Below are 23,304 nucleotides of genomic sequence, written 5' to 3'. Positions count from 1 at the left end.
CAAAACGTTGCAGTTACCGTAAAAAGACAGACCTCTCCCGTTCGCAACTGAACGAAATACGATCGTAGTCAGATGCACCCAAAATAGGGACCATTTACTACGCGCGGTAACTTGCAACATTTTGACACCCCCTTTCACCGAATCGAATAAACAACTATTTCCATAATATCATATGGTATTTATTGTTGCAATCTAATAACGATTACTAATTATCCCATCTTGCTATGAAATATTAGTTTTTGTGTATTTTCAAACAGAATGCATTCGGCTTTTTTGTTATTATACTGTTTAGGCAAGCAATGATATCGAATCTGTATATGGGCACTTAGATTCGAAGGAGCGAGTAGTGCAACCCGGCCACCTTTCTGCGGAAAGGTGGTCTTTATTTTTGGAGCTTACAACTAAAACCAAGGACAGGAGGTACTACATATGAAGCAACCTGTGGATTGCAATCGTATTATTCTTCAATTGAGTATCCCAAAAATTCGCTATGAAATGTGGAAAGCAAACAATACGGTCGTCCATATATACTCGATTTCTGAGAAGGGCGTTCCACTTCCCAAAACGGTAGGATGATACTTAATCCAACGCCCCATTTGTACCTTAATGACATACGTCCAAGCATTTCGTGTTGGATTTACATATCTTAATTTTGGGATTAAGTATTCCCCATTCTAAAACGAGTTGCTGAGAGGAGAATTCAACAATGGGCGGATTAGTAGGCGGAATTGGTGGTAGCTGCGGTCTTGGCGGAGCTTTTACGAGTACAGGCGTAATCTTGGTTCTGTTCATCCTTCTTGTTATTGTTGGCCGCTCTTGGATCTAATGTAAATGTAAGAGTAAATCCAATCCCTGGTATAGCGGGGGTTGGTTTTATTCATTTTTGTGGACATATATTATGCAAAAAAAGGGACGCCACGAGACGTCCCTCCCCATTATTCTGCGATAATGATTTATAGAGAAAGCTTATAAATAGCCACCGTATCTTCACGATTCAGCTTTTTGAAATAACCGTAATCTCCATAGATCATAGCTTTATCCGCCATCTCCTCTATTGAAGATGCGTCAATTTTATAATCCTGCAATCGACTAGGCGCACCAATGGAATTCCAGAATGCACGCAGCGCTTCAATTCCCTCTTCAGCCACCTGCCGATCGGTTTTCCCCTCTGCACTTACGTCGAACACATTAACCGCAAACTGCTTAAATCGCTCTACACCCGCATCCAGATTATATTTCATCCAGTTCGGGAACAGGATAGCCAAGCCGCCGCCATGAGGAATATCATGAACCGCAGATACGGCATGCTCCAGATTGTGAGTAGCCCAGTCTCCACGTATACCCATGCTGAGTATTCCGTTCAAAGCCATCGTACCGGAATATAGAATAGTCGAGCGATGTTCGAAGCTTTGCAAGTCCTGGAGCAGCTTCGGCGCCGTGTCGATCACCGTTCTCAGAATCGTTTCACAGAAGCCATCCTGGACCGGCGTGTTCGGAACATGATGGAAGTAAGATTCCAGCACATGGGACATGATATCAACCATTCCATAAACGGTCTGATCAGCCGGCAAAGATAAGGTATGCTCCGGATCGAGAATAGAAAACTTAGGGAAGGAGAATGGGCTTCCCCAGCCCAGCTTTTCTTTGGTCTCCCAGTTCGTAATAACTGATCCCGCATTCATTTCAGAACCAGTTGCCGCGATAGTCAATACGGTTCCCAAAGGAAGCGCTCCTGTCGCTGCTGCTTTACGGGTAATGACATCCCATACATCGCCTTCATATTTGGCCCCAACTGCAATAGCTTTGGAGCAATCGATAACACTTCCGCCGCCTACAGCGAGGATTAAATCAATATTTTCTTTACGGCAAAGCTCCACACCCTTATGCACCGTAGTAAGCCGTGGGTTAGGCTCAACACCGCTTAATTCGGTTACATGAGCCCCAATACCGTTCAATATACTGATAACCTTCTCATACAATCCGTTCCGCTTAATACTTCCTCCTCCATACACAAGCAGAACACGTTTCCCGTAAGTTTGAACCTCAGCTGCTAATTGCTCTAATTGACCTTTCCCGAAGATCAGCTTCGTCGGGTTTTGAAATGTGAATGAGTTCATATTGCTTTAAACCTCCTGAATATTATTAGAAATTACAATTTAGACAATAGGGAACCAGCCTGGTGCATTCATAATACCTTTCCATAACGGATCAGGTATCAATAAACGTTCCTGAGCGTCTTTGCTCAAAGTAGTTTCAATTTCAGCTTCATGCCCGTCTTCTACTTTCTTTACCCAATCAGGATCCATAATGAGCTCTCTTCCAAGCGCAATAAGCGGAATCCCTGTTTCAAAAGCTTTTAGAGCTTCCTCAGCGCTATGGATGGAACCCACCCCGATTAGTGGAACTCTATTGGCTACTTTCTCCTTGATTAAATCCATCCGCGGGCGATCCAGTTCGTCTCCACTGCGCGGCTTAGACCAGAAATCCAGTAAGGACACATGGAGGTAATCCAGCTCTTTTGTAATAAGAGCATTTACAAGCTCAAGAGTGTCCGTCATAGTAATCCCAGGTGTCTCTGCTTCTTCGGGTGAAAATCGATAGCCTATCAGGAAGGAGCTTTTGGCGTATTCTGCTGCAACTCTTTTAATTTCATCGACTACAGCAAGAGGAAACGCCATGCGTTTGGTCAGATCCCCACCCCATTGATCGTCGCGAGTGTTCGAATGCGGAGAGAAAAACTGTTGAATCAAATAACCGTTAGCTCCATGGATCTCAACACCGTCATAACCCGCTTCAATAGCTCTTCGGGTAGCTTCGCCAAAATCTTTAACAATAGATGCAACCTCTTCGCTGGACAACGTGCGTGGTGTTACAGACGGATTCTGTGTGCTCGGCACACTCCCTGCACTGACAACTTCTCCACCCGGCACCAATTCAGGAGGGCATTCGCGTCCTCCATGGAAAATTTGCAAAACGGCCTTAGAGCCCTTTTCCTTGATAGCAGTCGCCAAACGCCGCAAACTCGGTATCATTTCATCGCGGTCGGCACCGAATTCACCATGGAATCCTTTCCCGTTTGGCGTAACATATGCACATGCAGTGATAACCATGCCCACTTGTCCAGAGCGTCGCTCATAATATTGTACCTCTTCGTCTGAAACCGAACCGTCAAGATGAGAAGACCAATTCGTCATAGGTGCCATAACAATGCGATTATGCAATTGAACTCCACTATGGAATTCATAAGATTGCAATAAGGGTTTATATCTTGGATTCATTATAAATGCCTCCTATATTCGAATTATTTTATCTGTAACAATAATTATAACAGTAATAATTATGATAACAGATATACATTCACAATACAAATGTTTCCCCGGAACTGTACTCTAAATACAAAAAAAAGGACCCCGAATATTTAGAGGTTCTCCGCTATAGTATTTAAGTTCAACCAGCGGCTCATAACTTTCTCGTCTACACTCCCGTGTCGGCTAGTCCACATAATTAGATACTTCTATTAAATTGCCATCGGGATCGCGAAAATAGACGGACTCAATGGGTCCTATAGCACCCGTTCTTCTGACAGGCCCTTCCTCTACAGGTACACTATTTTGCACCAGATACCCTATCACTTCGTCAAGCGGCATTTCCGTTATAAAGCACAAATCTGCAGAGCCAGGCAACGGTGACGTTGCCTTGGGTTCAAACTCCTGCCCGTGTTGATGCAGATTTATTTTTTGACGCCCAAATTGTAGCGCCTTTCTTCCACTACCGAAGGTCAGCACCTCCATGCCCATCACTTGTTGATAGAAATCACATGCTGCTTCAATACTTCGAACAGTTAATACCAAATGATCCAGTCTATCGATTTTCATAACCCTCACCTCAAGATTTATGTATGGTTCTCTTCTTCTATATGGGCTACACGGAATTTATGTCCATTTATATCACGAAACGTGAATTCGCGAACTCCCCATGGCTTAGACTCTATCTCTTTAATAATCTCGACACCTTGCTGCTTATAATAGGAGTAGACCACATCGGAATTTTTCACAAACAAATACGAGCTAGAGACCTCAATATACTCTTGCTTATCCAGATGGATTTCTATTTCTCCGCATCTCACGGCTCCATAACCATCCTCATCCCAAATCCACGCTACTTCAAAGCCTAAAACTTCTGTATAATAATGCAATGATTGTTGAAAGTCGATGACAGATAAGATTGGGATTTGACACTGAATATCAGCATTGAACATAGCGAATCTCTCCTTTTTATGCTCATCATAAAAATACCATCCTCTAAAGGATTCTCGCTAGATATCGCTTTGTCCTCCTGATATTGAAAAAAGGATTTCGTGCAAGCAATTACATGGAGTCCTCTTTTATCGCCACATTCTATTTTCTGGTACTTTTTTCATGTTTGACTCAAGATTCCAAGTATGGTATCTTCGTCTAATAAGGCATTCCCTCTTAAAATGAGAGTGGAATGCCTTGCTGCTTCCAGAGGTTTTTGACATTAAATGTATAAATCGCCTCTGATGCAATATAACGATGATAAAGGGTGATAAACGATGATTCAAGTAAAAGAATTTATTGATTCTGACAGCAGCTACGCTGAAAGAAAAGCAAATGAGTTTCTATCTACTCTTAAAGAAGAACAATTCGTTAGCATTAGCTATGGAACGATGATTAAGAGCAAACCAGATAAAAGCGCCGTTCAAAGAAGCACTATCCTAGTAGTTTTCAGAACAAGCAGCACGGGAGATTAGTTCAAATGGCTTCAGACACGGAAAACCGTGATAGAGAAAAGGATTCCGACCGTTACTTAAGGCTCTTTTTACTGTGGTTATCCTTGTTATCTGCACTAGCGCTAGTCATCATTATTCTTTTACATTTGTTCTTATAAAATGGGGCGGCGAAAGCCGCCCTTTCTCATTATTAACCTCAGGTTAATAGAAGAACCTTGCATAATCTGACTCAATAGAGCACATAGCTATAGCGTGGATTTGGTCCTTATCCTGCATTTCCTATAGGAGGTTCTATGAACGGACATCTGACTTTGTTTCTTTCCCGTTTCGGTTACGTGGGGATCTTTCTGGCTTTAGCATTCGGAGTTATCGGTCTTCCCATCCCGGACGAATTATTATTAACCTATGTCGGCTATAATGTAGCTCAAGGAACGATGAAGCTTTCATTGGCTATCATCAGTGCGTTATCAGGCTCAATTGCAGGCATATCTATAAGCTATGTCATTGGGTCCAAATTAGGGTATCCGGTTATTAAACGATTCGCGCTGAAGCTGCATGTCAATATTGAGCATATTGAAAAGTCGAGAAAAATGTTTGTGAAATACGGCAGCATTCTGCTTATCGTCGGCTATTTCATCCCAGGTGTACGGCACTTTATAGCAATAACAGCAGGGCTCTCTCATATGAGCTACAAAAAGTTCGCCCTCTTTTCCTATACCGGTGCCCTCATCTGGACCACTTTATTCATTATGGCCGGTAACGGTCTAGGTGCTAAATGGTATATCGTCATTCGATATTTTCACTTGTATAAAGCTTTCCTGCCTCCTATCATTAGCTTGCTTCTTATCCTAACTTTGCTCTTTCTTTATTTTCGGAAACCGAGCGGCTGAATAAAGGAAGCAGTAAGACAGCTCCTATAAGATACAATAAGCTTGACATAGTAAATACGGTCAATAAGGAAAGTGTATCCTTTAATAAACCAGAGATGGACATACCCACTACCATCATTCCCGTAAACAAAGGGGTGATTGCGCCTCCTACCCTTCCAACATAAGCTTCTTCCGAGTTTCTCAATATCAAAGTACTGATTCCGATATGAATAGCAGGATAAAATAATCCGGTTAATACCAGAAGCATGAAGGTTAAAGGTAAACTCGTTGATAAGCCGTTTCCGAAGGTTCCTACTGTACTTGCAAGTAACCCCATAGCAAGCATGATGTGCGGCTTCACCTTTTTGGCTACTCCCATACTCAATCCTCCACCTACAAGCATTGCCGCCCCATTCGTCATCATCAGCCACTGAAGATACGATTTATCCAGACCTAAATTTTCAATCGTAATAAAAAGCATTAAAGGTTGAATCAAACCGCTCGCAAGACCTATCGCAATAAAAGTCCCTCCAAGCGTTCTTAATACCTGGTTGGCCGCTACATAACGAAGGCCGTCTTTTAAATCCTTCATAAAGCTCGCAGAGGCTGTATTTCCCGATTTAGCACTATCACGAGGCAGCATCATTAAAGTCAACGCTGAGGCAAGAAACATAACTCCCATCACACCAATGGAAATTTCGATACCATACCGCTGATAGATGAGTGTTCCTATGATAGGCCCGATTACCATAAATATGGCCATTAAGGATTGAAATATCGCCATAACACTTTGAAGCTGTTCTGCCGGAACATGCTGTTTATACAGCTTCATCGCCGATGGTTGAGAAAACTGCGACAATATTGCAGAAACTAGTGTAGCAAAAAATAGTGCGTGCCATGAACCATATATTAATACAAGCAGTACAGCTAAAATGGACAAGGCCGACAGTAGATCGCAGCCAATCATCGTTCGTTTGGGCCTCCAGCGATCTGCGAAAGTCCCGCCGATAACTGCGAATATAAAGATCGGGGCAAACTCTGCAACGGAAATAAGCGAGACATAGAGCGGATCGTTGTTAGTCATGTCGGTAACATACAATAAAATCGCAAAATTTCGAACCCATATTCCAAGCTGCAAAAACACTCGTGATACAATAATCGTTCTAACCAATTGATTCTTTAACATGGATCATTTTCCTTTCTATTGCTAATTGCCTATATACCTCGAAGCTAATACCACTTTAACAAAGCCCTTCACCCACTCTCTATATATTCAAAAGCAATAAACATTAATTTATTTCGTTTGGATATCCATAGACATTATATGATTACATCTATTATTATGCAATACATTTTACAAACTTTATCATCAAACGTTTGCTTTTATCCAAACATTATTTTATTTCGTTTGTTTTTCGAGTGCTTCCTTATAAACATCCTAGCAACTCTTTTTCTTAGCATTTTACATAAATCACCACTCCGCTAAGCAAACTATATAAATGGTTTAGGTTACCGCTAAATATACCCGTTACAGGAGGAAACTCACGTGAGAGAAATGTTCGAGAAGGCATTGTCGTTGGGTCTTGGATTCGCTGCAGCCAGCAAGGAACAAGCCGAGAAATTCGTAGATGAAATGGTTAAAAAGGGAGAAGTGAATAAAGCGGAGTCACAAAAGCTCGTAGAGGATCTAGTCCGTAAAGGGCAGGAAGCACAAAGCTCGCTGGAAGAAAAAGTTCGCGGCACTTTACGCCAAATGCTTCACGAAATGAACATTATGACCAAGGACGATTATGTCCGACTCACACAACGCATTGGTGAGCTTGAACGGCGGGTGACAGAGCTTGAAGGACAATCCGGCGGAACAGCTCAACTCCTCCCTCCAACCTACCCATGAGCTTCGGACGTAAACTCAGGCATTTGCAGCGATACCGTGATATTGCCAAAGCTTTTGCCCGCAATGGATTCGGATTTCTTATCAAAGAGCTCGGGCTGCCCGAGCTGCTTACCGGCACACGCATCGGATTAAAGGAGCGGCAGGATGCCCGTTCTCGTTCCATAGGTGAACGCATCCGGTTTTTCCTTGAAGAACTAGGTCCAACCTTTGTCAAAATCGGGCAAATCGCGAGTACAAGACCCGACCTATTACCGGCTGACATCATCGAGGAGCTTATTAAACTACAGGATCAAGTCCCTCCTATCCCTATGGAGCAGGTGCTTCAAGTAATTGAGAATGAACTTGGCGAGCCTCTCAATAAGATTTTTGCCGAATTTCAAGAAACGCCAATGGCTGCCGCTTCCATCGGACAGGTTCATCTTGCGCGCCTGCATAGCGGTGAACGGGTCGCCGTCAAAATCCAGCGTCCTAATATTCGTGCTGTCATCGAAACCGATTTGGAGATTCTGGGTAACTTGTCTAGACTGGCGGAGCACCGTCTCACTTGGGCGGCGAAATATCAAGTCAGCGATATGGTCTATGAATTATCACAATCGCTGCGCGCCGAGCTTGACTATATGAACGAAGGCAGGAATGCAGAACGGATGTCGAAGCCTTTTCTTCGGGATCCCCATGTGCGTTTTCCGGTGATTTATTGGGACTATACGAGTGGAAATGTGCTTACGATGGATTACCTTATAGGAGTTAAAACAACGGATAGCGATGCACTGGAGGAGTTGGGATATGAGCGCAAGCTTATTGCGGAGCGGATCGCACGCTTAGTGTTCCAACAAATCTTTGGGGAAGGGTTCTTTCATGCAGACCCGCATCCCGGAAATATTATCATTTTGCCCGATCAAGTCATTGGTCTTATTGATTTCGGAATGGTTGGAAAATTGACTCCTATGATAAAATATCATTTTGGATCTCTTGTTATCGCTTTACGTCGTAACAGTACAGAGGGAGTTATTAAAGCTATTAACGGCATCGGTATCATCCCAGATGATGTCGATATGGATACTCTTCGCAACGATATTGATGAGCTGCGGGAAAAATATTATGATGTTCCATTAAGCCGCCTACGACTAGGAGAGACTGTCACCGATCTGCTGGGCGTTGCGTACGAGCACCGTATCCGCATTCCCTCCGACTTGACACTGCTCGGCAAAACCCTCCTAACGCTTGAGGGTGTAGTGACTTCGTTGGACCCGTCATTCAGTATTGTCAGTGTGGCCGAACCCTTCGGACGCAAGTTGTTCGCGGAACGTTTCAGCCCGCGCAATCTTGCCGGTAATGCCTGGACCCAGTTCAACGAGTATTCGGAGCTGCTATTGGAAATACCGTCCAAGCTTCGTGAGCTGTTCGGAATGTTGAAGAAAGGCAAGTTTCATCTGGATATTTCCGTCTCAGAACTCGATACACTAATGAAAAAAATGGATCGAATCAGCAACAGACTCTCCTTCAGCATCGTTCTGCTTTCGTTTAGTATTATTATGGTTGGTCTGATTGTCGGCTCTTCTTTGGGTCGCCAATCTACGCTGCTTTGGGATTTTCCTGTTATAGAAATCGGCTTTTGTGTCGCAACGCTGATGTTCGTGTTCCTACTTTTCTCGATATTCAGGTCGGGACGATTTTAATGCAAAGAAAAAAACCATCCTCAACCTGAGAACGGCCCGCTTAGCATGATCTGTATTTTGCTACCACTGCATAAATAACTCATCGGTCAAATCTCCGTTCAATCCTATCGCCGCACGGCTGCCTTCCGCTGCCGCTATGATCAACTGCGATGGCGCGACGACTGAGGCGTCCCCTGCGGCGTACACATCCTTCACATTCGTTCGGCCGAAGCCATCAGTGACAATCCCGCCCATATCATTCGTGAAGCATCCTAACCTTTCACCGAAAGTCGCCGCATGAGCCCATTTCGGCGTTACGAAGCCCCCTTCTCTTACAACCCTTGTGCCGTTGGCAAAGACTACTTGCTCCAGTTGTCCGCTCTTTCCTTCAAAAGCAGCAATCGGCTGCTGCATAACCTTCATTCCCTTACGTTCAAGAAGAGCAATCTGATCTGGCGTCAGACTGCGATGTCCGTTCGTACATACGAGTAGATCTCGACTCCAATTGCTAATAAGCTTGCTGCCGTGAAATAAATGCGGTCCTTCCGCTACAAGGACCAATCGTTTGTCTCTAAGCTCCCATCCGTCACAATATGGGCAATTAAACAAGCTCTTGCCATAAAACTGGCTCAAGCCCGTGATCTCTGGAAACACTTCCCTTAATCCCGTTGCCAGAATCAGCTTGCGCGCTTCTACTCTTTCCCCCTGTGAGGTAATAACCTCAAATCCTGCATACGTCCTATTGATAACCGTAACCTCAGCTTGCTGTATACGGACTGATGGATATTTAGAGATATCCGACTGAGCCATACGTCGAAATTCTGCTGGCTTGATCCCATCTCTTGTCAGAAATCCGTGAGATTCTTGAGTCACGGCGTTCCGCGGCTTATTGCTGTCGTACACAATAACATTTCTTCTCGCTCGCCCCAGCACCAACGCCGCACTCAGCCCTGCTGGCCCTCCCCCAATTATGGCACAATCATAGAGCATAACATCCTCTCCTCCGACTCCAGTTATACTACCTGTCACTTTAATTTTCTGAACAGTTTCACAACCAGAAGAATAACAACGAAGATAATCGCAAACGAAATGATTTGTATGATTGCCGTTGTAACCTCAATGTGCATCCTCTTCACCTTCTTTCACTCAACAAAGCACGTAACTCTCCATTAAGCTTTCGATCCAACCCAGTAATATCCTTTTTTCTTATTGGTGGGATAGATCGTTCCATGCTAAACAACGCAGACAATGCCTCATCTGCGTTGCTATTGAGTGAATCACTCTGTCGCTAATCATGGATGAAATGAGTTCCAGAAGCCTCCATTGGTATCGATCATATTCATAATTTGAGTAAATGGAATCGTAAAGGTCGGAAATCCCGCCACATACGGAGCAATGTCGTAAGGCTCAAAATATAGATGAAGAGCATACTCCGTAACATAAAAAGGCTGGTCCGGCTTAATCCCTTTGTAAGTATCCGGGAAGACATAGGAATATTGAGAGTCCTCCTTAATTTGTTTGGCTACAATGTCGCTAAGCACTCTAACGTAAGGACTGCCGGGCTTAAATAAATCTTTTAACTCGTAAAACTGACCGTCCTCTACATTCACATGAGCATAAACTTTGGATGGCATACCGTGGGCTGCCCCGAACGGATAATTGTAGCCATTAATCTCAATGACCAACAGATTTTTCTTAAAAAACTTGATATCAAAATCACCATCGAAGCTGTAGCCCAGCTGCTGATGGCTCGGAATTGGCTTGACTTGAGACATGACCTTCAATCTGTCGTTGACACGGTGCTGGGTTGCTCTATCCCGCATCCCTTCGAGCTGTGGATAATAGATCAGGTAATCTTTATTAGGTTTATATTTCTCTTCTTTCACCTTATACGTCAATCTTAATGGAATCGTCGTATTCTGATGCCAAATAACTCTTCCTGACTTATCTAAATAAGATAATCGTCGATCAACATTAGCCTGGATCAACGAATCCTCGAGCCTTAGAGTCCCGCTTCCTTTCACCTTAGGATATCCAGGTGCCGCATTCCCGCTACGATTAATGAAATAGGTTTGCTCAGCATCATACACTGATGCCAAGCTTTTATGAAAGTGATTCACTTCGTAAAATCGGAATTCTGTAAGAATTTTTCCATTCTGATCAGCAATAGCATAGATGGAGCCGATAAAAGGCTGGCTTGCATCAATCGCTTTTCCCAACGATGCCCGCTGCTCCCCAATCTGCTCAATTTGGTTATATTCCGGTTTAACGACATAGTGGCCCTGCTTATCAATGATTCCGTATTGCGCTGTAAAGTTTTCTCCAGTGTTAACAACAGCTCTGCCTTCGAAGAACGGCTGCGCTCCTGTATACGCAGGTTCAAGGACAACGGCACCTCCTTCGTCTATATACCCGAATTTGCCATTCTCCACTTGCTGATAAGGAAGCAATCCGTCACCTAACCCACCAACAAAGGCATAGGGGTAACGAGCAATAATTTCTCCATTTGGACCAATAAGCGCGTACTCATTTTTCTTGATTTGTACAACCGCCCTGTGGTTGGTGAAATCTCCTGCCGATTCAAATTGAGCCGGTATCACTTCGTTACCGTTCGCATCTAAGTATCCATATGTACTGCTGCCATTGGAAGATGTATTCGTAAACATAGCTCTGCCGTTGCTTAGTGAAGTAATGTAGGAGTACGCTTTCTTCGTTACAATACGACCGGACTCATCCATTAGCTTGAAGCCTTGTTTATCGATAACAACGGATCTGCCTTCTTTAAACTCCTCGATTGAATCATACATCGGCTTCACAACAAAATTACCTGAAGCATTAATTACACCACTACGGCCATGTGATTGTACGCGTGCCAGTCCATTGCTCTGAAAATCGTACGCGTAATCATAGTGAGGCTGAAGCTTCATATTCCCTTTACTGTCGATATAACCCCATTGGGTCCCATTCGTCGTTTTAATAGAGGCTGGAAACAGCTTAATTCGCCGCAAGAAACGTCGAGTCGGCTGCCGACTCTCATCGATTTCCTGTCGAAGCGTCTGCAGCTGCTGTTCCATTGGATAAGCTAGTCCTGACCGATACATTTGCTGCAGCGTCGAAAGCGCCCAATCGGGCATATCTGCTCTTAACTGCGCATCAGCCAAGTAATACCAATAAAGCGCTACATTCGGTTGCTGTCGAGTCAAGCCATCATAATACCTGACAATTTTCTGGTAATATAAAGGATGCTCGTCAACGACCGTTACAAAATCTCCATCATCCCATTTCATGATGTCCACTCGATACGCATCCGCCTCATCATGAATCCATAGCGCAATTTCCGTTGAGCCGTCCCATCCTGAGCGTCCTGGAATATCTGCTGCTTCGATAAAGGAGAAATGGATAGCCCCTTCTACGACGTCACGCAAGCCGCTATGAGTCCAATCGTAAACCGATAGACGGTATGCAGCCTCTTCTTCCTCCCAACCGATAATCAAGCTGTTCCGGTTATTGTCAATCACAGGAACCGCCATCATTACTCCTATCGGCAGCGAGGGAACCACCTCTACATCAGCCGTTACCCAATTCGAGTCAAAATATTTCAAAATTAATAGGTGCTGCTCATTATCCAAACGATAAACCGCTGCTATTTCTTGTACTTGATCCCCATCCAGATCCGCCGCAGTGATCACTGTCATATTATCGGAATTAGGGAAAGTGGCCAATTCGGCTCCGGGCGGCAAAAAAGCCGTCACATGCATTGCCAGCTTTTCATTTTCGTTCATTGTAAGCCTCCCTCTGCATCATTTTTATGCCTAATAGTATGCAAGGAAAAGCCAGATATGCCCTTATACAGCGAAATCCCGACCTACCTGTAAGATAGTCGGGATGTAAGAGTCATGTTGTCATTCAAAAGCTCCGTGATACTACCGGCGGGTGCCACTGACCATGAAGCACGCTGGATTGGGGCCAATAGATCCGCAGCATCAGATTAAAAGGACCCATAGGCGCTGGTAGCCAATTGGACTCAATCTCGGCTCCAGGACTGTTATGCTGAATGTAAATATCAAGAGAACCGTCCCGATTGTACTGAAGCTTGCCTAAATGAGGGCTAATCGCATACCGATGAATGGAGTTTTTAACTAAAAAGCCGTCGCTGTTATATAACGTAATCGACCAAAAAGCTTGGGCGGGGGGCATCTGACCTGGAAGGAATCGGATAATGTAATGGTTATTTCCGTCTAAGTTGTTCCCTTTACTATCTGTAAAGTTATAAGCATATACGGCATCCTGCGGAATGTTCGCGCCAAATAAAGTATTGGCTACAACAGCCCGTTGGATGTAGTTCGTTCCATAACTGCCAATATCCTTTAACAGCATAGTCCAACCGTTCGTTTCATTAGCTGCAAATATTTTTTTCCCTTCTGCTTCAATAGCTCTAGGCCCTTCCGTCATCGCTTTTGTTAAGGCCTGCTGTGCAGGTTCATTCAAGCTGCTGAATTGAAAGGTGCTGCTAGGCACCAGCCCCAACGCCTGAAGCTTCATTGTCATATCAGGACTTTGAATAGCGGTATACGGCGGGTTCTTGTACATCAGGGACATCATTAAATTGAAAAATGCGGCGGCATCCATAGATGCGACCAATTCCTTAGGAGAATGCTGACTAATAATAACGTGGTCACTCATCAAATGAGTTGAAGTTAATGGCTTCAATGGAGAGAGACTATATTCGCGCTGGATTGCATGTACGGCCGGATAATCTTCAGGGCCGTTCGTTTGGGTCCTTCCTGTTATCCAAACCGTATTCGTAGGGGCATGGATTACAGGAATGTTCGGGGGAAGACTGCCTTGCCAATTCGGTCCCACAATAACGAATATTTGTTCTTTCGTTCCAGTCGTTCGTGCTCCTACCGAAGCAAACACATTAGACCAGGCATCTAACATAGGCAGCAAATAATAACGATTGTTCGTATTCGGAACATGCAAAAGCAGCGGACCGGCGGTTAGGTCAAGCCAAGCGGATGAATAGAGCGTATCCACATTCGGTCTGATGACTTGCGTAAATTTGGGAGTGGATAATACCTTTTGATTGTAAAAACGATTTTTCTGGGCAAGGCCTACCGCCCCGGTTCTTTTGGTGATATCCATAAGAACCAATGGAAATCCGTATATATAGGCATCCACCGCCGCGCGTTCCAAATCTTGCTGGGATTCGTAGTCTGGCTGGTCCCATGCCAACCTTGCATACAAAAGCATACTGTCAATTAGAGGGTAAATCATGCTGTGCCTCCCTCAACATTAAGCCTCACCGCATTTCATGCCGGGCCTTCGGAGTGTATTCCTCACATTGTATGCAGTCATGGGCTCTTGGTGCAGCCGCCTAGAACCATCTATCAGCAGTTTCTAAGCCATATTACGAGATCGGCAATGAATCAAATGCAATGATCAATTATAAAAAAGTGATTAGAATCACATGCTGAGTATATATTTTGTCTATAATTAGTAACAGATGTCGAAAGGAGAAGGAATATGTATTATTGCCTATGTTGTAATAAACTCCACCCTCCCGCTCTGTCAAAAGAGGAGATCTTATTTACCAGCGGCTTTCGGTACTTGAATAATACTTTGTACCCAGCCGGTATTTGTCAACCTATGCCGAAATCATGCGAACCGCTTCAGTCTATGCTATCCGTCTATACACGTGAAGCGATATAAGATAAACAAGTCACTTCATATCCTGATTCAGGCGATGAAGTGACTTGTTAGTTTGGCTATACGGCTTGACAAGCTACGAAGCTCCGCCCCATTTCATACGACTCTGCAATCTGCCTAGCACAAAATCCGCAAGCAATGCAAGCAGCGCAGCTGGAATTGCACCAGCATATAATCGTGCAGGGTTGTCCATATTAATCCCCGCGTAGATTTCCCTGCCCAATCCTTCCCCTCCGATAAGCGGAGCAATTGTAGCAACGCCGATAGCGATAACGGCGGCAATTTGGATGCCAGTAAAGATAAAAGGCAGGGCGAGCGGCAGCTGTACACGAAACAGGAGCTGCATTCCGCTCATCCCGACCCCCCCGTCCCGCTTCAATCAGCGCAGGGTTCACCTGTGTAAGACCGACATACGTATTACGTATAATCGGCAGCAGTGAATATAAGAACAGCCCGATCACAACGGATGTGAAGCCAAGTCCAAACACAATCATGAGCAGGACGAGCAAGGCCATGCTTGGAAATACTTGAATAACATTCGCGAGAATGAGAATCGGGTTAGCCAATCTTGGTACACGAGCAGCGATAACGCCAAGCGGTACCCCAATGAGCAGCGCAAGCAGCAAGCCGAATAGCACCATCAAGATGTGCTCGTACGCAAGCTCCAGCAAATACGATGCATTCTCCCCCACATACCGGAAAAACAATTCCATGCGACCACCTCTTTTTCGTCTATTTCAACAGTCCGACTTTATGCAAGTATTCTTCAGCCACTTTTCTTTCATTTCGTTTATTCACATCGACCTCATAGTTAAGCTCTATCATCGTCTTGACATCAATCTTGCCTGCGAGCATATTGACGATGTCATTCACTTCCGGATGTTTAGCCAATACATCGTTCCGGACTACCGGTGCTGCATCATATGGAGGAAAGAACTGCTTATCATCTTGAAGCGACTTCAAGTTGTATTCTTTAATTCGCGGATCCGTCGAGTACGCCAGAACGATATCCACGTTCTTACTTGCCACCGCTTTATAGACTAATGCCACTTCCATAGGCAGTGTTTTACCGAAGGTAATTCCGTAATGCTTACGGAAAGCAGGATATCCATCACTTTGTCGCTCCAGCCAAGTCGTATCCACGCCAAGTGTCATACTTTCAGCCTTAGGAGCTACATCTGTAATCTTCTCCCAATGATTCTCCGCGGCCAATTCCTCACGGACTGTAAATGCGTACGTATTCTCAAACCCATAAGGGTCGAACCAATGAACACCATAGTTTTTATCGAAGCCTTCCCTTGCCTGCTGCAGCACGCTGGCTCGGTCTTTGGTCGGTTGTACAGGAAAATAGTTGTCAAAAATCATACCTGTATACAGAACCGCCATCTGCACATCATTGTTTTTCATAGCCTGCACAACAACCGTACTCGATGCCAAATCCGGCAATACGTCGACTTTAAGGTTCGTACGACTTTCGATTAACAGCTTATGCATCTGGGCCAATATTTTCGGCTCGGAGTAGGTCTGGGTCGCGATGATGATTTTGTCTTGATCGCCACAGCCGGACAATACAGCAGATAACGCTGTGCCCAGCAATAGCAGCAGAGCTGCACGCTTTATCCTATTCATCGGGTTCCCCCCTTCACAGCTTTGGAACGGCTGGCTGCAGGATTAGCGCTCGAGGTAACCCATTTTTCGGCGAGACTTAGAATAAAATCAGTAACAAGTGCCAGTATGACAGCCAAAATAGCCCCTGTAAAAATAAGCTCCTTCTTATTGGTACCCATCCCGGCAAAAATCAATTGTCCAAGTCCGCCGGCACCAATTAAGGTAGCTAGCGTTGCCCAGCTTATAATATAAACAGTCGTTACGCGAATCCCTGACATAATGTAGGGAAACGCCAGCGGCAGCTGAATTTGAAGCAGACTCTGTGTTTTGTTATACCCCATCCCCCTTGCCGCTTCCAGTAAATTCGGATCGACCGATTGAAATCCGGCAAACGTATTCCGTAGTATCGGCATCAACGAATACAGAAATAAGGCAAAGATGGCAGGCGTGCGACCTACGCCAAGCAGTGGTATCAAAACCGCAAGCAGTGCGAGACTCGGTATCGTCTGCAAAATGTTAGCAATAACAAACACAAGACTGTTCAACCAAGATATCCGATTTCCTGCTAATAGAATGCCAATTGGAATAGCAATAATGGCTCCAAGCAGTACCGAAACAAATGAGATCATCAAATGTTCCTTCAAAGCCTGGAAAATATCGGCCTGACGGCTTGCCAAAAATTCGAAGTAGGTGCTCATCATACACGTTCCTCCTCCTTCTCGGCATCCTGTCCAGCCTCAACAACTGGCAGTTCCTCAGCCGACTCCGTCTCGCTGTCACTCTCGGTAGGTGAGTACAATTCTGCAAGATGACGAACAATACTTCCTTTTGTAATCAAGCCCAAAAATTTGCCGCCACGAATAACCGGAACGTAGGGCAGACTCAGCTCATTCATGAGCGTTATCGCCGTCATAAGAGGTGTGCCGGATTCGACGACATGCTCAAAAGGCTTCATCACGTCAGCTAAGGTTGCATTCTCTTCCCGATATCGGTCCATTACCCGGAAAATCGTTGCATAGCCAAGCAATACCCGATTACGATCCACGATGATCAAGGAATCGACCCTGCGTTTCTCCATCAACTTGGTCGCTTCCGCCATACCTCGAGTCGGATAGGCAATGACCGCATTCTCCGTCATCACTTCATCTACAAGGATGGTTTCACCAGGGATTTCGGTTTGGAGCCTTTTCTCACCGATGAAGTTTTTGACGAAATCATTGGCAGGGTGACGCAGAATATGCTCCGGACGTCCTTGCTGAACGACTTCCCCGTCCTTCATCAATACTATCGTGTCGGCTATTTTCAAAGCCTCATCCATATCATGCGTAACGAACACAATCGTTTGCTTCAATTCCTGCTGTAGGCGAACAAGCTCTTCTTGCAGCTGCTCACGGCTGATCGGGTCCAACGCACTGAAGGGCTCGTCAAGCAAAATAATATCCGGGTTCGCCGCAAGCGCCCGAATGATCCCGATACGCTGCTGCTGCCCTCCACTAAGCTCAGCCGGATAGCGGTTACGGTAGGTCTCCGGTTCTAGATTAACCAAACGAAGCAGCTCATCCACTCTGCTATCTATTCGAGCCTTATCCCAATGAAGCAAACGGGGCACTACAGCTACATTAGCCGCTATGGTCATATGCGGAAACAAGCCTATGTTCTGAATCACATAGCCAATGCTTCGACGCAGCTCCACGGGATCAATGGTCGAAATATCTTTTCCTCTTATCAGCACTTTGCCCTCACTCGGATTGTTCAATCGATTAATCAGCTTCATGAGTGTTGTCTTCCCGCACCCGCTCGGTCCGATTAAGACGGTTAATTCCCCTTCTTTAAATTCAAGATTAATGTTCTTTAGCGCAACATAACCATCATCATATCTTTTCTTCACATTTTCAAAATGAATCATCCGCTGTTCACTCCTTCACATTGTATAGGTTTACCCTATTTTCCCTAAATTGAAACGTGAGGAGCTTCTGTCAAACCCTTAGATGCTATAAAAAAAAGACCTCACTCCCGGAGGTCTTTCAAGCGTTTAGTCCAAAATCCGCCGCGGAATGTCCGAGGCTCATAGGAAATAACGAACGCTTTGGGAGCGAGGTCATGAATCAGCTGCATTAATCGCTTCTCCTGATTACGCTTTGTTAGTACCTGCATGACCAATCGAGGACCATCTCTTCCTTCCGCCATCCAGCTAGTCACACCGAAGCCTTTATCTCTGAGAGTTAAAGGAAGTTGAGTCGACTCATAGTTGACCACAATTTGCAGAATAGAATAACCGAGAGCAATCCATTCGTCAATCTTTATGCCGAGCCAGACCCCTGCACCCCAGCCGATACAGTATGCGGCAAGATTTAAGGGTTCATTAATATTTTGCAGCACGATGTTAAGTGCCATTAAATACACAAATACCTCAAACATGCTTATAAAAGAAGCAAGCACCCTCCTAGCCTTCATAACGAGAATGATTCGAATCGTAAATAGAGATACATAGACAACGTTCATAACCACAATCGTAATAATGGTTTCTAGGGCATTCATAGCTGCCTCTCTCCTAACATGATGTAGTGTATGGTTAGATTGGACTGTCTATATTCTAACCTATTCCTTCCTCTTATCCAAATGCAGGGAAACCGAAGTTCCCTACACTTATTCCTCCACTTTCTTTTCAATGGTTAGCCCTTGAACATATTTTCGATTCATGAGCTTACGTTTCTTCCGGTTTTCCTTCGTTTCCAGAACGATATCCAGATCGTAGTTTTCCGGATACAACTCCTTACTCTCGATATGAAGCGTGAGTCGCTTCTTATTAATCTTAAACCTTTGCTTTTGAACCATGATACCGACATTCCCTTTTGCATCCTCCATTTCAAAGACAATACCCGTACGCCCCATATAGGAAATGTACACACTGTCCCCTAATTGGAAGTTTTTCGATTCTCCCTCCGTCTTGGGGTGCGAGGCATTCGGTTCTTTTTCATCCGCAGTTCTGCTCACAGTCGTCAAGCTTTGTTGAATCGTTTGCCCTGAATAATCAAATGTGAAGCCACTATCAGCAATATCCCTGGAGCGTTGAATGATCCCTGCAGGAATTCCCAGTTTTAATGCGATTAAGAATGCGTAGCTCTGCCCAGCTTCCCCTATCCTTAGACGGTATAAGGGTTGGAGCGAGTCGGCATCGAATTCCATTCGGGCATTTTCAAAGCCAGGGGCAGCCTCAGCGAATTTTTTGATTTCACTGAAATGGGTTGTTGCTACAACCGTTGTACCTCTTCTATGGAGCTCCTCTAATATGGCTACGGACAATCCAACTCCTTCTCCCGGATCTGTGCCAGACGCCATCTCATCAATCAGTACCAGTGTTGATCGATCTGCCATTTGGAGAATATCGTTAATGTTACGGATATGAGCAGAAAACGTGCTTAAAGCATGCTCGATACTTTGTCCATCTCCGATATCAACCGCAATATGGGAGAAAATTGACATGATACTTCCTTCCCCTACCGGGACAAGGAGGCCCGATTGAGCCATCACAGTGAGTAAGCCGATGGTTTTTAAAGCCAGTGTTTTACCTCCCGTATTCGGGCCTGTAATGATTAAGGACTGGAACGTCCGTCCGATGACAAAATCTAACGGAACCATCTTCCCACCTAATAGCGGGTGCCTTGCCTCATGAAAATCCATAATTCCACTCTCGTTCAGCTCCACGTTAGCTCCTCCAATAGCTATCGCATACCTCGCCTTGGCGAATATAAAATCGTATGTTCCTACGGTTTCCACATTGATCTCAAGCTCATGTGAATACTCTTCAGCCATAGCCGTTAAATCGCTTAGCACCTTCAATTCTTCTCGCGCCTCTTCTGCTCTTAACGAAGACAGCTCAGCTTGAAGCTGCATCACATCCGCCGGCTCGATGTAAACCGTTTGGCCGCTTGCCGACTCATCCAGCACAGTGCCTTTTACCATCTTGCGATGTTCTTTTTTGATAGGCAGCACATAGCGTCCGTTTCTTGAACTGAGGAGATTTTCCTGCAAAATGCTTTTGTGCTTGCTCATTAAGGAATCCAGCTTTGCTTTGAGTCGCTCTTCAAAAACAGCCAATCGTTTGCGCACCTTCATCAGCTCTTTGCTTGCCGAATCGACGACTCTTCCACTGCGAATGCTTTTGTATATAGCTTCTTTTAATGCAATCAACTCATGGATCGATGCAGCGTAAGAGCTCACAATAGGTGCAGCCTGCTGCTTGGTTACCATGTACTTGATTAGCTGTGAACAGCTGGTTAGAAATTGATACACATGCGAAAATTCTTTTTCACTCAGTACATATCCTGTGCCTAGCAAGCTGATAACGGGTTCAATTCCCTCCAGGGAAGGGATCGGGATACTTGCGCCGAACTGAAGCAAACCTTTTGCTTCCGCGGTTTCGTCCAGCTTTATACGGATCACTTTCATACGGGTCATAGGGACCATTTGCTCTACATGTTTCTTCCCCATATAAGAGACGGCGTATTGACTTATTGCTTCTTTAATCCGGTTAAACTCCAAACGCTGCAGGGTTTGTTCTTTCATGATCAATCGCTCCTTAGATTTAAAATAAAAAGCAAAAAGAGCGCAGAATGAACATAGTCATTCTCCGCTCTTATTTCGAAACTCCCTCTATTACTTCAACCCTAAACACAAAAAATCCGCACCAAAAAACAGCACGGATAGGGGCTCAATAATAGGAGTTCCCGTAAGGCATCGTATGATATCCGTTGTTCTTAACTAATTCCGAGGTCTTGTAAAGATCCCACAACAAATAAAAATGCGTTAACCGCATTTTTTCGCTGGTCTTAGATCAAGTACCTCAATATGGAATTTGATTAGTTAAGAACGCTCACCGACATCAAAATCTCTCCTTAATAAGGGAATAACTTTACTATAGCTTAGTCTAGCAATTAAAGTCAATCCTTGTTCACCGAACGCTCCGCATACGGCAGGGTTCTCCAGCTGCACATAATTCCTCTAGAAATAGATCGAATCAAATTATAAGGAGATCATCTTTCCACCGTTATTTATCACCATTTTTGTCAATACTCTTAAAATAAATCATGGTAACAGAAAGGATTCCCTTATGCGAAATACTGGAGCATGGTCGGAACGCTTCAAGCTTCTGGTCATTCATAATAAATTTGTATTCTTCCTGTTGTTTTTGTTGCTCATCGGTCTTAATATCCTTGTTCTGACTAAAATTAAGTTTGTTTTTACCCCCTTAACTGTTCTCCTCAAAACAGTGCTGCTGCCTCTCATATTGAGCGGTGTTTTTTACTACCTGTTAAGTCCTATCGTTTACTACCTGGAATCCAAAAAATTAAAAAGAGTATACACGATCATCATTCTATATTTGATTATCATCGGGGTCATTGCATTGCTCTTGACCATCGTCATTCCCCTAATTCGGGAACAAATAATAGGTCTGATTCAAAATATTCCTACCTATGCTCGAGTCATCAACCAACAGTTCGAGCATCTTATGGGGAGTCAACTGATGAATCAGCTTGCCAGCAGCATCGACTTTAATTCAGAGAAGCTAATGGATACCATCTCACAAAAGGCAACCTCTATACTGAACCATTCATTATCCAGTTTGAGCGGCTTCTTAGGGGCCGTGACCGAAACGATTCTGGCTATCGTCACCGTGCCTTTTATCCTTTTCTACTTGCTGCTTGAGGGCAAGAGGCTCCCATCATACATATTATCGTTCGCACCTTTGGCTATTCGAGATTCGGCATATAATGTCATGAAAGAAATGAGCCACCAGATCAGTTCCTATATTCGTGGTCAAATTATTGTCAGCTTCTGCATCGGATTTCTGCTATTTATTGGGTATCAGGTGATCGGCCTTGATTTCTCGCTCGTTCTAGCCGTCACTGCGGCTTGTACCAGCATCGTTCCCTATCTTGGGCCCGCTATCGCCATCACGCCTGCTTTAGTCGTAGCCAGTGTCACCTCTCCTGTCATGCTGTTAAAAATGATTGTCATTTGGACGATTGTGCAGTTGATCGAGGGAAAATTCATCTCGCCGCAAATTATGGGAAAGTCTTTGCATATTCATCCTGTAACGATCATCTTTGTTATCCTGACCGCAGGCAATCTGTTCGGCGTACTTGGAATCATTCTGGCCGTTCCTGGATATGCCGTGTTGAAGGTGTTCATTTCCCATTTATTTCTATGGTTTAAGGCAAAATCCGGCCTATATGAGGTACAGGATTAATCTCATTATCCAGTTAACAGCAAAAAAGCTTAAACCACACCCAAGAGGATGTGTTTTAAGCTTCTTTGTCTAATGCAGCATGCAAAAGCACTGAATTTATATGGCCTCATGCTCTCTGATATAAGCCAGCAAACGATCACAGCCAACGCTAACCATTTCGAAAACCTCATCAAAGTTGCCTGTGTAATAAGGATCGGGAACATCTTGTACCGGATGCCCCGGGATGAAATCCAGCAGCTTCTTCAGTACAACCTTAGAATCGGGCGGAGTCATCGCCTTAAGATTGTTCATGTTGCTGGAGTCCATTGCGATAATATAATGAAATTGGTCAAAATCGCCAGTTTTCGTTTGCCGCGCTCGAATTCCACTGTAGTCAACGTTATGTTGATCTAGAATGCCGCGTGTGCCTTCATGCGGAGGATGACCGACATGCCAGTCCCCTGTACCTGCCGAGTCTACTTCAATGACGTGTTCCAGTCCGGCAGTCTTAACTTTATCGCGAAATACAGCTTCCGCCATTGGCGAGCGGCAAATGTTACCTAAACATACGAACAGCACGCGAATCATCG

Annotated in this window: 21 protein-coding genes, 1 pseudogene and 1 riboswitch; of the genes and pseudogenes, 7 read left to right on the top strand and 15 right to left on the bottom strand. The window is 44.5% G+C overall.

Annotated features, from left to right (window positions below):
• The first annotated feature begins 283 nt into the window (after positions 1 to 283).
• A riboswitch (cyclic di-GMP riboswitch) is annotated at positions 284 to 365 on the top strand.
• Positions 366 to 429: 64 nt separating this feature from the next.
• Both QMA13_RS14170 and QMA13_RS14165 read left to right on the top strand, forming a co-directional pair.
• Positions 430 to 576, top strand: a complete 147-nt coding sequence (locus QMA13_RS14170; protein ID WP_282942149.1) for a hypothetical protein — start codon at positions 430 to 432, stop codon at positions 574 to 576.
• Positions 577 to 706: 130 nt separating this feature from the next.
• The gene (locus QMA13_RS14165; protein WP_282942148.1) at positions 707 to 826 is read left to right on the top strand and encodes a YjcZ family sporulation protein; all 120 of its coding nucleotides are present in this window, start codon (positions 707 to 709) and stop codon (positions 824 to 826) included.
• Between the two features lie 127 nt (positions 827 to 953).
• On the opposite strand, the gene QMA13_RS14160 is transcribed toward QMA13_RS14165, so the two are convergent.
• From QMA13_RS14160 to QMA13_RS14145, 4 genes are all read right to left on the bottom strand, one after another.
• Positions 954 to 2,117: an iron-containing alcohol dehydrogenase gene (locus QMA13_RS14160; protein ID WP_282942147.1), complete on the bottom strand. Its 1,164-nt coding sequence runs from the start codon at positions 2,115 to 2,117 to the stop codon at positions 954 to 956.
• A gap of 39 nt (positions 2,118 to 2,156) precedes the next feature.
• The gene (locus QMA13_RS14155; protein ID WP_282942146.1) at positions 2,157 to 3,278 is read right to left on the bottom strand and encodes an NADH-dependent flavin oxidoreductase; all 1,122 of its coding nucleotides are present in this window, start codon (positions 3,276 to 3,278) and stop codon (positions 2,157 to 2,159) included.
• A gap of 213 nt (positions 3,279 to 3,491) precedes the next feature.
• Positions 3,492 to 3,875, bottom strand: coding sequence for a VOC family protein (locus QMA13_RS14150; RefSeq protein WP_282943397.1), 384 nt, complete (start codon positions 3,873 to 3,875; stop codon positions 3,492 to 3,494).
• A 17-nt stretch (positions 3,876 to 3,892) separates the two neighbouring features.
• A complete protein-coding gene (locus tag QMA13_RS14145; RefSeq protein ID WP_282942145.1) occupies positions 3,893 to 4,258 on the bottom strand; it encodes a VOC family protein in 366 nt (121 codons plus the stop codon).
• A gap of 315 nt (positions 4,259 to 4,573) precedes the next feature.
• Between QMA13_RS14145 and QMA13_RS14140 the strand changes: the two genes are divergently transcribed.
• The gene (locus QMA13_RS14140) at positions 4,574 to 4,771 is read left to right on the top strand and encodes a sporulation protein Cse60 (protein ID WP_282942144.1); all 198 of its coding nucleotides are present in this window, start codon (positions 4,574 to 4,576) and stop codon (positions 4,769 to 4,771) included.
• Positions 4,772 to 5,043: 272 nt separating this feature from the next.
• Entirely contained in the window at positions 5,044 to 5,640 is a 597-nt protein-coding gene (locus QMA13_RS14135) for a DedA family protein (protein ID WP_282942143.1), read from the top strand.
• On the opposite strand, the gene QMA13_RS14130 is transcribed toward QMA13_RS14135, so the two are convergent.
• Positions 5,594 to 6,805: an MFS transporter gene (locus QMA13_RS14130; RefSeq protein ID WP_282942142.1), complete on the bottom strand. Its 1,212-nt coding sequence runs from the start codon at positions 6,803 to 6,805 to the stop codon at positions 5,594 to 5,596. The genes QMA13_RS14135 and QMA13_RS14130 overlap by 47 nt on opposite strands.
• A gap of 369 nt (positions 6,806 to 7,174) precedes the next feature.
• Here QMA13_RS14130 and QMA13_RS14125 point away from each other — a divergent pair, with 369 nt between their 5' ends.
• Together QMA13_RS14125 and QMA13_RS14120 are read left to right on the top strand one after the other, a co-directional pair.
• The gene (locus QMA13_RS14125; protein ID WP_282943396.1) at positions 7,175 to 7,513 is read left to right on the top strand and encodes a phasin family protein; all 339 of its coding nucleotides are present in this window, start codon (positions 7,175 to 7,177) and stop codon (positions 7,511 to 7,513) included.
• The gene (locus QMA13_RS14120) at positions 7,510 to 9,189 is read left to right on the top strand and encodes an ABC1 kinase family protein (protein WP_282942141.1); all 1,680 of its coding nucleotides are present in this window, start codon (positions 7,510 to 7,512) and stop codon (positions 9,187 to 9,189) included. The genes QMA13_RS14125 and QMA13_RS14120 overlap by 4 nt, the downstream gene beginning before the upstream one ends.
• A 60-nt stretch (positions 9,190 to 9,249) precedes the next feature.
• Here the strand turns inward: QMA13_RS14120 and QMA13_RS14115 are convergent, their stop codons facing one another.
• The 9 genes and pseudogenes from QMA13_RS14115 to QMA13_RS14075 form a co-directional block, all read right to left on the bottom strand.
• On the bottom strand, positions 9,250 to 10,158 hold the full coding sequence (locus QMA13_RS14115) for an NAD(P)/FAD-dependent oxidoreductase (protein WP_282942140.1): 909 nt from the start codon (positions 10,156 to 10,158) through the stop codon (positions 9,250 to 9,252).
• Positions 10,159 to 10,460: 302 nt separating this feature from the next.
• Positions 10,461 to 12,950, bottom strand: coding sequence for a WG repeat-containing protein (locus QMA13_RS14110; RefSeq protein WP_282942139.1), 2,490 nt, complete (start codon positions 12,948 to 12,950; stop codon positions 10,461 to 10,463).
• Between the two features lie 124 nt (positions 12,951 to 13,074).
• Positions 13,075 to 14,445: a DUF1254 domain-containing protein gene (locus tag QMA13_RS14105; RefSeq protein WP_282942138.1), complete on the bottom strand. Its 1,371-nt coding sequence runs from the start codon at positions 14,443 to 14,445 to the stop codon at positions 13,075 to 13,077.
• Between the two features lie 508 nt (positions 14,446 to 14,953).
• A pseudogene (locus QMA13_RS14100) lies at positions 14,954 to 15,590 on the bottom strand (ABC transporter permease).
• A gap of 19 nt (positions 15,591 to 15,609) precedes the next feature.
• Positions 15,610 to 16,506, bottom strand: a complete 897-nt coding sequence (locus QMA13_RS14095; RefSeq protein WP_282942137.1) for a glycine betaine ABC transporter substrate-binding protein — start codon at positions 16,504 to 16,506, stop codon at positions 15,610 to 15,612.
• Positions 16,503 to 17,183 (bottom strand): ABC transporter permease, encoded by a 681-nt coding sequence (locus QMA13_RS14090; RefSeq protein ID WP_282943395.1) that lies wholly within the window; start codon positions 17,181 to 17,183, stop codon positions 16,503 to 16,505. The genes QMA13_RS14095 and QMA13_RS14090 overlap by 4 nt, the downstream gene beginning before the upstream one ends.
• Positions 17,183 to 18,391, bottom strand: coding sequence for an ABC transporter ATP-binding protein (locus QMA13_RS14085; RefSeq protein WP_282942136.1), 1,209 nt, complete (start codon positions 18,389 to 18,391; stop codon positions 17,183 to 17,185). The genes QMA13_RS14090 and QMA13_RS14085 overlap by 1 nt, the downstream gene beginning before the upstream one ends.
• Before the next feature lie 101 nt (positions 18,392 to 18,492).
• A complete protein-coding gene (locus QMA13_RS14080; RefSeq protein ID WP_282942135.1) occupies positions 18,493 to 19,023 on the bottom strand; it encodes a DUF2179 domain-containing protein in 531 nt (176 codons plus the stop codon).
• 108 nt (positions 19,024 to 19,131) lie between these two features.
• The gene (locus QMA13_RS14075) at positions 19,132 to 21,051 is read right to left on the bottom strand and encodes an endonuclease MutS2 (protein WP_282942134.1); all 1,920 of its coding nucleotides are present in this window, start codon (positions 21,049 to 21,051) and stop codon (positions 19,132 to 19,134) included.
• Between the two features lie 544 nt (positions 21,052 to 21,595).
• On the opposite strand from QMA13_RS14075, the gene QMA13_RS14070 reads away from it, so the two are divergent.
• Entirely contained in the window at positions 21,596 to 22,735 is a 1,140-nt protein-coding gene (locus QMA13_RS14070; protein WP_282942133.1) for an AI-2E family transporter, read from the top strand.
• A 96-nt stretch (positions 22,736 to 22,831) separates the two neighbouring features.
• Here the strand turns inward: QMA13_RS14070 and QMA13_RS14065 are convergent, their stop codons facing one another.
• A complete protein-coding gene (locus tag QMA13_RS14065) occupies positions 22,832 to 23,302 on the bottom strand; it encodes a low molecular weight protein-tyrosine-phosphatase (RefSeq protein WP_282942132.1) in 471 nt (156 codons plus the stop codon).
• Between the last annotated feature and the right edge of the window lie 2 nt (positions 23,303 to 23,304).

This window comes from Paenibacillus sp. RC67 (assembly GCF_030020805.1).
GTDB lineage: Bacteria > Bacillota > Bacilli > Paenibacillales > NBRC-103111 > Paenibacillus_S.
This window is presented reverse-complemented; position numbering and strand designations above follow the sequence as displayed.